This is a genomic window from Xenorhabdus koppenhoeferi, from assembly GCF_900116635.1.
Lineage (GTDB): Bacteria > Pseudomonadota > Gammaproteobacteria > Enterobacterales > Enterobacteriaceae > Xenorhabdus > Xenorhabdus koppenhoeferi.
In genome coordinates this window covers 105,880-117,321 of the sequence record NZ_FPBJ01000006.1, presented here as the reverse complement: position 1 = coordinate 117,321, position 11,442 = coordinate 105,880, and the positions used below count along the sequence as shown (strand labels likewise).

2 protein-coding genes are annotated in these 11,442 nt (G+C 49.9%); both read right to left on the bottom strand.

Going from position 1 to position 11,442, the window contains the following annotated elements; translation table 11 throughout:
* Nucleotides 1–231, bottom strand: a 231-nt coding sequence (locus BM329_RS03455; protein WP_143101203.1) for a helix-turn-helix domain-containing protein, incomplete at its 3' end; no start/stop codon positions are given.
* Between the two features lie 399 nt (nucleotides 232–630).
* Nucleotides 631–11,439: a non-ribosomal peptide synthetase gene (locus tag BM329_RS03450; protein ID WP_092548944.1), complete on the bottom strand. Its 10,809-nt coding sequence runs from the start codon at nucleotides 11,437–11,439 to the stop codon at nucleotides 631–633.
* Between the last annotated feature and the right edge of the window lie 3 nt (nucleotides 11,440–11,442).

Genomic DNA, 11,442 nt, shown 5'->3' with positions numbered 1-11,442 from the left:
TATCTCTGGTTTCACTTTGACTGCTTTTGTAGCACACTGTCGGCGCGCTACGGCCTTAAGCTGAGCTTGTTCAGGCGTATATTTCTTTGCCTCCCGATTTCGTCTCAATTCCCGGCTAATCGTTGATGGGTTTCGATTGAGTGACTTTGAAATCGCCCGTTGTGAAAAACCGGCTTCTTTCAGGCTGAAAATCTGATATCTTTCTGTTTCGGTCAGTTGTGTATAGGCCATAGCGCATTTTCCTTTGGCGAGAAAGATGCCTACTATAGCAACTGACCGCCTTTCTTAGAAATTGCACTTATTAGGCGAATCCAAGAATTTTGATTATTACTGATAATTAAATAATGCCATTTTTATTTGTAATATATATTACTATTAGAGTTGAGTGAAACTTAATGGTATTCCTTTTTTACCGTAAGTATAGTTTATAATGTTCTGATAAAAAACACTCGGCGCTCTCATTTTAAATAAAATTAACAGTATTGATTATCTGGTGACAGTAGATATTCAGGTATTCTGTTAGTTGCCCGATATTAAACATCTCTTTTCTTGTAATAAATAGATGTGGAAACACAGTACAAAATTTTCAGTATAATAAGAGCGCCGGCATATACGGCGCTCCTAATTATCTTAATGATTTTGCTTAATGACTATGTCATCCAGTAATGCTTTACCCAAGAATCGAATATTGGGTTGTTGCAGAATGGTATCATGGGAACCTGTAATATTAATCACGGTCAACTGAGCGGGCGGGATGATCTCATCCCAGCCAAATGCAATGCTATTCTCAGCATCTGGTTCTTGTTCCGTCGCCCTGAATAGAGTGACGTTCATGCTATCAGGGCATATAGACGGAGCATGGTAATAAGCGGCAACTGAGATATTGTGGTATAGATGCAGATGTTGCCTGATATTCTCAGGAGAAATGCCCTGCGGCAGCAGGTTGTTCTCTTGAGTCAGCATTAATACTGCACTGTAATCACGCTTAAGTATCAGTTCTTCGATTTGTTCTCCCAAACGATCGGGAAGATTGTCTGGTATGTGTTCGGTGAAAGTAAAAATTTCATCAAACTCTAATCCAGCCTCTACTTTTTCTTGAGTAAACGTATTTTCATAGGTGGAATGAGTATCAAGCAACCCGACAAAATGCACGGTTTCACCCTCCGCAATCAGGAGACAGGCCATTTCATAGGCAATCGAACCTCCGATAGACCAGCCAGCAAGGCAGTAAGGCCCTTGGATTTGTGCCTGACGGATACATTCAACGTACTCTTTAGCCATCTCTTTCAAACTGATTGGGGTATCGTCTTCCTCCTGTACATCATTGGCGACGATCCCATAAACCGCCATCTCCTTATCATCAATATACGGGGCGAGTTCGTAAACATAATCAATGCCGCCTCCGACAGGATGAACAAGGAACAGTGCGGGTTTGGCGTTATCTGCGTGGTTACCTTGGCGACTATCTTGACGACTACCTTGCCGAACAGTCACTAAATTTGTCTGTTGAGTCAGAGAGGCGCCCAACCGGATAAACGCGGCAAACTCACTGATGGTCGGATGGGCCAGGAAATCACGTATTGCGACATTAATATTCAAAGCCTGACGCAAGCGTGTCACGATTTGCAGAGTTAACAGAGAATGCCCGCCCAATTCGAAGAAGTGATCGTGTCGGCCAACACGCCCTGAACCGAGGCATTCTTGCCAGATATTAGCCACGATATTTTCCATTTCTCCGATTGGCGCTTCGTATCCTTTTGTAATGATGGCAGATTCATCCGGTGTCGGCAGTGCCTTGCGATCCAGTTTGCCGTTGGCGGACAGCGGGAATGCCTCCAGCATCACAAATGCACTGGGCAGCATATAATCCATCAGGCGGGTACTGAGTTGTTCACGCAGATTTGCCGGTGTCAGCGTGATGCCGGTTTGTGGAATGACATAAGCTACCAGACGTTTGTCCCCCCTTTCTTCTTCGCGGGCGATCACCACCGCATCGCTGACACCTTCACAATTTGCCAGTTGGGCTTCAATTTCACCCAGTTCAATGCGGAAACCGCGGATCTTGACCTGAAAATCGTTGCGGCCCAGATATTCAATCATGCCATTGGGCAACCAGCGGCCCAAATCGCCGGTTTTATACAGACGGGCATCAGGTTTTTCGCTGAATGGATCGGCAACAAATTTCTCTGCGGTTAAATCAGGCTGGTTCAGGTAACCCCGCGCAACACCCGCGCCACCAATGTGAATCTCGCCGCTTACACCAGGGGGAACAGGTTGCCCGAGCGTATCCAGAATATAAATGCGGGTATTGGGCAACGGGTAGCCAATTGGTATGTTATCAACGATATCAGGCGATTGTTTGCCATCTGATTTCAGTGTCGTCGCAATAACGGTGGTTTCAGTCGGGCCATAGGAGTTTATCCAACGGCAGGACTGGGTTTCCGGCATAGATTGCCAGCTGATTAAATACCGCAGTTCTGCTTTCTCGCCGCCGACAATCACCGTGCGCAGAGATTGACCAAAGCCACAACGTCCTGCTGTGATTTCTTGTACCCACAGATGCCAGAAGGCCGTCGGTAGATCAATGACAGTGATTTTCTGGTCATTCAGCAGGGTGACAAATTCTTCATCCGGCACACGAATATGGGGCGGTCGCAGAACCAGCGTAGCACCGGAGGCCAGGGTCGGGAAAATATCCGATACCGAAGTATCAAACGCCACGGTGGCAAATTGCAGGATACGATCCCCCGGTTGGGGTTCACTGGTCTGGTGTTGCGCGTGGATAAAGTTCACCACATTGCGGTGTTCCAGCATCACCCCTTTAGGCTGACCGGTTGAACCGGAGGTATAAATAATATAGGCCAGATGGTGCGGCTGCAGCCCCAGTTGCCCGCTATCCGGGTTATGGTCGGGTTGCTTCGCCACACTATCACGGTAAGTTTCATCATCCAGCAACCAGACGGTCATGCCCTGCGTTGGCAGACGTTCCTGCAAATGTTGCTGAGTCAGCAATAACATCGGTTGGCTGTCTGATAACTGATAGGCCAACCGTTCAGCCGGGTAGTCCGGATCGAGCGGAATATAGCCGGCTCCCGCCTTGAGAATGCCATACATACCGATAATCATATCCAGACTGCGTTCAACACAAATCGCCACGCGATCATCAGGACGTACGCCCGCTGCAATCAGGTGATGTGCCAGTTGGTTGGCATGGCGGTTAAGTTCAACGTAACTCAGCTGGCTATCGCCAAATACCAGCGCGATGGCATCCGGCGTGCGTTCCACCTGCTGTTCGAACAATGGATGGATCAACATATCCTGCGGATAATCCAGATCGGTATCGTTAAAATCCTCCAATACCTGAATACGTTCTGCCGGCGGCAGAATGCTGATTGAGCGGATTGATTGTCCGGGGGAACGTTGCAGTGCCTCCACAAGGCCTTTCAGTGCTTCATTGACATAAGCATTGATGCGTACAGGGTTAACTTGCCGGTTGCACTGGGCTGTGATTTCGTAACCGTCATCAAAATCGTCCACATCCAGCGACAGCGGATAGTTACTGCGCTCTTCCACTTCCACGTGTTGAATGCCTTCCCAGGCGGTTGAACCGGATTGTTCATCATCACGCGGACTGTGGCGGAAATTGAGCAGGTTGTTAAACAGTGGCAAAGATGCCTGAACACCGCTGCAACGCTGGGCGATTGCCAGCGGTGTCTGTTCATGTTCCAGCAATTCACTTAAGTGTTGATAGGTTTCCTGTACCACTTGCACAACAGAGCGTCCCTGTAATTGAATACGGACAGGCAGGGTATTGATAAACATACCCAGAACCTGAGAAGCCCCCACGCCTCCTTGCAACCGTCCCAGTAAAACGGTACCGAAGACCACATCCTCACGGCCACAGCATTGCGCCAATACCTGCGCCCAGGCCACGTGGAACAGGACGGCTGAACTGATACCCTGGTGACGGGCACAATCACGGATTTGCTGTGCAAGTTCGCTGTCCAGCGTGAAGATATCTTCCACAATTTCATCACGCTCATCGCGGCTACCGCCCTGAACATCCAGTAATCCAAACGGCAGGGTCGGTTCTTCTACCTCCCCCAATAATTGCGCGAAATAGGCTTTATGGACTTCGATCGGCACCTTACGAATTTGGGCAATAAAATTGCGGTAAGGCAGGGGAGAGGGCAGTGTGTCTTCTTCGCCCAGGAGAATCGCTTGTATTTCACCAAAAATGATTTCCAGTGACAGATGGTCACAAACCAGATGGTGATGTAACAAACTCAGCCACCATTGTTCAGTGTCAGGATCTTTGGCGATATAAGCGGCCAATAGTGGCGCTTTGGTGATATCTAATCGTATCGTATCTGGGCTGGTCAGGCGCTGTAATTGCGTTGCAGCATTTTCACCTGATAGCAGCGTGAATTCAGTAACCGGCAGCGGAGCGTCACGGAGTACAACTTGCACGGGCATGGGCAGATTTTTCCAATGGAAAGCACTGCGCTGGATATCATGCCGATCAATAACCTGCTGAAGTGCGTGCAAGAAACTATCCAGCAGAGTCCGGCTGTTAAAGCCCATGAGAATGTTTTCGAGATAAGTATCGCCTTCTTCTTCCAGTAAATGGTGGAACAGAATACCTTCCTGCAATGGCCCGAGTGGATAGATATCCTGAACATTGGAGACACCATCCGGCACTTGGGCAATAATCTGGTCAATCTGTTCTGGTGTTAAATCCACTAAGGGCAGCATATCAGGTGTAATGATCTGGCTGTCTGCATGAATCAAATTAGGCGGAACAGCCAGAGCCAGTTCGTCAGTATCATGATCACTATTCTGGCTTAGGCGAGTGCTCATGGCAGCCAGGGTCGGGGCAGCGAATACGGCACTGACATCAATCGACAGCCCCTGTTGACGCAGCTGTTCAATCAGGCTGACCACCAGAAGGGAATGCCCGCCTAATTCAAAGAAGTTGTCATGGCGTCCGACCTGTTCTAATTCCAGCAGAAACTGCCAGACCGCCGCCAGTGTTTGCTCGGTTTCGCCTTGCGGTGCTTCAAATTCACGACTGACGGTTGCTGCACTGTCAGGGGCGGGCAGTGCCTTGCGATCCAGTTTTCCGTTGGCGGACAGCGGGAATGCCTCCAGCATCACAAATGCACTGGGCAGCATATAATCCATCAGGCGGGTACTGAGTTGTTCACGCAGATTTGCCGGTGTCAGCGTGATGCCGGTTTGTGGAATGACATAAGCTACCAGACGTTTGTCCCCCCTTTCTTCTTCGCGGGCGATCACCACCGCATCGCTGACACCTTCACAATTTGCCAGTTGGGCTTCAATTTCACCCAGTTCAATGCGGAAACCGCGGATCTTGACCTGAAAATCGTTGCGGCCCAGATATTCAATCATGCCATTGGGCAACCAGCGGCCCAAATCGCCGGTTTTATACAGACGGGCATCAGGTTTTTCGCTGAATGGATCGGCAACAAATTTCTCTGCGGTTAAATCAGGCTGGTTCAGGTAACCCCGCGCAACACCCGCGCCACCAATGTGAATCTCGCCGCTTACACCAGGGGGAACAGGTTGCCCGAGCGTATCCAGAATATAAATGCGGGTATTGGGCAACGGGTAGCCAATTGGTATGTTATCAACGATATCAGGCGATTGTTTGCCATCTGATTTCAGTGTCGTCGCAATAACGGTGGTTTCAGTCGGGCCATAGGAGTTTATCCAACGGCAGGACTGGGTTTCCGGCATAGATTGCCAGCTGATTAAATACCGCAGTTCTGCTTTCTCGCCGCCGACAATCACCGTGCGCAGAGATTGACCAAAGCCACAACGTCCTGCTGTGATTTCTTGTACCCACAGATGCCAGAAGGCCGTCGGTAGATCAATGACAGTGATTTTCTGGTCATTCAGCAGGGTGACAAATTCTTCATCCGGCACACGAATATGGGGCGGTCGCAGAACCAGCGTAGCACCGGAGGCCAGGGTCGGGAAAATATCCGATACCGAAGTATCAAACGCCACGGTGGCAAATTGCAGGATACGATCCCCCGGTTGGGGTTCACTGGTCTGGTGTTGCGCGTGGATAAAGTTCACCACATTGCGGTGTTCCAGCATCACCCCTTTAGGCTGACCGGTTGAACCGGAGGTATAAATAATATAGGCCAGATGGTGCGGCTGCAGCCCCAGTTGCCCGCTATCCGGGTTATGGTCGGGTTGCTTCGCCACACTATCACGGTAAGTTTCATCATCCAGCAACCAGACGGTCATGCCCTGCGTTGGCAGACGTTCCTGCAAATGTTGCTGAGTCAGCAATAACATCGGTTGGCTGTCTGATAACTGATAGGCCAACCGTTCAGCCGGGTAGTCCGGATCGAGCGGAATATAGCCGGCTCCCGCCTTGAGAATGCCATACATACCGATAATCATATCCAGACTGCGTTCAACACAAATCGCCACGCGATCATCAGGACGTACGCCCGCTGCAATCAGGTGATGTGCCAGTTGGTTGGCATGGCGGTTAAGTTCAACGTAACTCAGCTGGCTATCGCCAAATACCAGCGCGATGGCATCCGGCGTACGTTCCACCTGCTGTTCGAACAGTTGATGAATAAAGCTATTTTGCGGGAGAGCAACCGCCGTATCATTGAAGTTTTCCAGTAATTGACGGCGTTCTGCCTGTGACAGAATATCAATCGCTTCGATCGCGTGCTCAGGCGTATATTGCAGTGCGGCCACAATCCCTTTCATGGCAGCATTCATATAAGCATTGATACGAGCCGGGTTAATCTGCTGGCTGCATTGTGCGGTAAGGGCGAATCCGTCATCAAAATCATCCACATCCAGTGACAGTGGGTAGTTACTGCGTTCTTCACTTTTCAGCTCCTGAACCCCCTCCCATGCCTGTGATGCCAGTGCTTGATTTTCACGCGGGCTATGACGGAAGTTGAGCAGGCTGTTAAATAGCGGTAATGGCGCCTGAATACCACTGCAACGCTGGGCAACCGCCAGTGGCGCTTGTTCATGTTCCAAGAGTGAACTGAGTTGCTGATAAGTTTCCTGAACGGTTTGCCTGACGGAACGTGCCTGTAACTTAACGCGGATAGGCAAGGTATTGATAAACATACCAAGCACTTCGGAAGCACCGATCCCACCTTGTAAGCGTCCCAGAAGCACCGTACCGAATATCACATCATTCTGTCCGCTGCATCGGGCCAGTACCTGCGCCCATGCCACATGGAACAGCACCGCAGAACTCATGCCCAATTGTCGTGCGCACTCGCGCAGATTGTGAGCCAGTTCGTTATCCAGAGTGAAAATATCTTCCCCGATTGTATTGAGACTGCCGCCCTGAACATCCAGTAATCCAAAGGGTAAAGTGGGTTCTTCCACATCACCCAACAATTCGCGGAAATAAGTCTGGTGAGTTTCCAGCGGTACTTTGCTGATCTGGGCGATAAAATTGCGATAAGGCAAAGGCTGCGGCAGCTTTTCACGCTCTCCCAATAGCAGCGATTGTATTTCACTGAATATCATATCCAGCGAGATATGGTCACACACTAAATGGTGATATAGCAAAGCAAGCATCCATTGTCCGGATGCGGGATCTTGAGCAATATGCGCCGCCAGTAATGGCGCTTTGGTGATATCTACCCGTACAGCACGGGAATCGGTGAGACGGCGCAACTGCGCTTCGGCACTTTCTTCTGCTGATAGTGTGTGTTCAATAATCGGCAGTGGTGCATGACGATAGACAATCTGCACGGGTTTAAGCAGTTCTTTCCAGTGGACAGCACTGCGCAATATATCATGCCGGTCAATGACGAACTGGAGCGCTTGTAAGAAGCGATCCAAGCGTGCCCGACTGTCAAAAATCACCAAATGGTTATCCAGATAGAGGTCACCCTCCGTTTCCAGTAAATGCTGGAACAAAATACCTTCCTGCAATGGCCCGAGTGGATAGATATCCTGAATATTTGGAATGCCCCCGGTAACATGGGCAACAATCCGGTCAATCTGGCCTTGTTCTAATGCGACCAATGGCAGCATATCCGGGGTAATGACCTGACTTTCTTCAAGGATCAGATTAGGCGGAACATCCAGAGCGCTGGCAATCTGGTCGGTGTTCTGACGGATGAAAGCGCTCATGGCAACCAGCGTTGGTGCGGAAAATACGGCGCTGACATCAAGAGACAGGCCTTGCTGGCGTAACTGTTCGATCAGATTCACAACCAGCAATGAATGTCCGCCCAGTTCAAAGAAGTTATCCTGACGTCCTACTTGTTCTAAATTCAGCAGGGATTGCCAGATTGCCGCCAGTTTTTGCTCGGTTTCACCTTGCGGAGCTTCATATTCGCGGCTGACAATGGCAGTGCGATCAGGTGCCGGCAATGCCTTGCGATCCAGTTTTCCGTTGGCGGACAGCGGGAAAGCCTCCAGCATTACAAATGCGCTGGGAAGCATATGGTCCATCAATCGGGTACTCAATTGTTCACGCAGGTAATAGGGGCTGAGTACTGCACCAGACTGCGGGATCAGGTAAGCGACAAGGCGTTTATCTCCCGCTTCTTCTTCACGGGCAATGACGACCACATCTTTGACACCCTCACAGTGTGCCAGTTGAGTTTCAATTTCCCCTAGTTCAATGCGGAAACCGCGTATTTTGACCTGAAAGTCGTTGCGGCCCATATATTCAATCATGCCATTGGGCAGCCAGCGCCCCAAATCGCCGGTTTTATACAGACGGGCATCAGGTTTTTCGCTGAATGGATCGGCAACAAATTTCTCCGTGGTCAAATCGGGTCGGTTCAGATAACCACGGGCAACCCCTGTCCCGCCAATGTGGATTTCTCCGCTTACACCGACAGGAACAGGCTGACCGTGCGTATCCAGAATGTAAATGCGGGTATTGGGCAGTGGGTAACCAATCGGAATATCGTGAGCGATATACGGGGTATTTCTGTCTTCCAGTGTTAATGCTGTGGCAATAACGGTTGTTTCAGTCGGGCCATAGGAATTAATCCAGCGGCAGGATTGGGTTTCAGGACTGGATAACCAATTCATTAAATAACGGTGTTCCGCTTTTTCACCCCCAACAATCACGGTACGCAGGTGAGGACTGAAATGACTGCGACCAGCCACCATCTCCTGTACCCAGTGATGCCAGAATGCGGTCGGCATATCGATGAGAGTGATTTGCTGCTCGCACAAGAAATTCACAAAAGTGTTATCCGGTATTCTGATATGAGGCGGGCGCAAAACCAGCGTGGCACCGGAGGCCAGCGTCGGGAAAATATCAGATACCGAAGTATCAAACGCAATGGTGGCAAATTGCAGAATACGATCACCAGACCGGGGCTGACTGAGCTGAAGCTGAGCATGAATAAAGCTCACCACATTGCGGTGTTCCAGCATCACCCCTTTCGGCATTCCGGTGGAGCCGGAGGTATAAATGATATACGCCAGATGATGTGGCTGGAGTTCCAGTTGGCGGGCATCAGGATTGTGGTTTGGCTGTTGCGCCACGTTCTTCCGGTGGTTTTTATCATCCAGCAGCCAGACGTTCATGTTCTCTATAGGCAAACGGGTCTGCAAATGTTGCTGAGTCAGCAATAACACGGGTTGGCTGTCTGATAATTGATAGGCCAGCCGCTCAGCCGGGTATTCCGGATCGAGCGGAATATAACCCGCACCTGCTTTGAGGATCGCGTATATGCCAACGATCAGATCCGGACTGCGGTCGGCGCAGATAGCGATTCGATCATCAGGGCGAACACCAGAAGCTATCAGATGATGAGCCAATTGGTTGGCGTGTCGGTTCAGTTCCGCATAGCTCAGTTGGCTTTCACCAAAGACCAGCGCGGTAGCATCGGGTGTCCGTTCCACTTGTTGCTCAAACATTTGGTGGATTAGCAGGGTTTCTGGATATGGCAGGACGAAATTATTGAAATCCAGTAACACTTGTGCACGTTGTTGCGGTTGCAAGAGGGGTAAATCTTCTACTCGCAGTGAATCATCCTTGACCATCGCAGTCAGCAACGTTTGCAGGTAGCTGGCGATGCGCTCAACACTGGCGCCATCAAATAAGTCGCTTGAATATTCTAAATCCCCGACTAAACCCTCTTCGGTGTCGTTCATAGAGAGTGACAGGGCAAACTGCGAAATATTTTCTGTCGGATTGATGACACTGATGGTGGTTCCCGGTAATTCGATATCTTGCTGTCCCGGTGTATTGTCCACAGACATCATGACTTGGAAAATCGGGCTGTAGCTGAGACTGCGGGGTGGTTTCAGTGCTTCAACCAATTGCTCAAATGGCAGATCCTGATGAGCATAGGCTTCTAGGGCATGGCTTCTGACCTGTGCCAGCAACTCGCTGATAGTTGGATTGCCATCCAACTTAACCCGTAATGCTAATGTATTGACAAAGAAACCAATCAACGGCTCCAATTCGCGGTGCTGGCGATTGGCAACGGGGGTGCCTATTACAACATCTGTTTGTCCACTGAGTCGGGAAAGCAATGCGGCCCATCCTGCCAGCAGAGTCATAAATAAGGTTGTGCCGTGGCGCTGGCTGAGGGCTTTTAATCCGGTGCTTAATTCTGGTGACAGGGTGATATCAATATGCCCCCCTGCGTAACTGTGTTTTTCCGGTCGTGGCCTGTCAGTTGGTAATTCCAGAAGTGCAGGGGCATCCTGTAACGCATCACGCCAGAAATTCACCTGTTTTTCCAGAATTTCTCCCTGTAGCCATTGCCGTTGCCACAGGGCATAGTCAGCATACTGAAGAGTCAGAGGAGGCAGGGGATCATCCCGCCCTTCTCTGAATGCGTGATAAAGGGTGGAAAGCTCATTTAACAGAATATTCAGTGACCAGCCATCGGAAATAATATGATGCTGAGTTAACAGCAGGATATGATCTTCTTCAGCCAGTCGCAGTAACCGCCCCCTAATCAGGGGGCCTTGTACGAAGTCAAAAGGTTGGCTGGTTTCATGCTCAGATATTGCTTCAACAGCGGTGTGCTGTTCTGTTACTGGCAGATGGCTGATATCTTCGATAGTTAAAAAGAAACCGGAATCGGGTTCGCCGATGATTTGCCGGGCCTGGCCTTCCACCATATTGATGATAGTGCGCAAAATTTCATGACGGGCGACAACGCTGTCCAACGCGGCTTGCAGGGCATTCACATCCAAATGGCCTTGCAGACGCAGACCGCCGGGAATGTGATATGCCGTCTGTGCTGCCGGATCTAACTGTGCCAAGAGCCACAAGCGCTGCTGTGCCCAAGAAAGAGGGAGGATCTGTTGATCCGCACTTCTTGGCATAATCTGGTTTTTTTCCGCAACCTGACTATTCTGGATGCGTGCTTTAATTTTTTTCTGGAGTACTGCTTGTCTTAATTTAAGCAGGGTCTGTTCGTTGTTACTCATTTA

What these genes read in the sequence shown, in the direction of transcription:
- BM329_RS03450 (WP_092548944.1), bottom strand. Translation starts at nt 11,439, where the DNA reads ATGAGTAACAACGAACAGACCCTGCTTAAATTAAGACAAGCAGTACTC.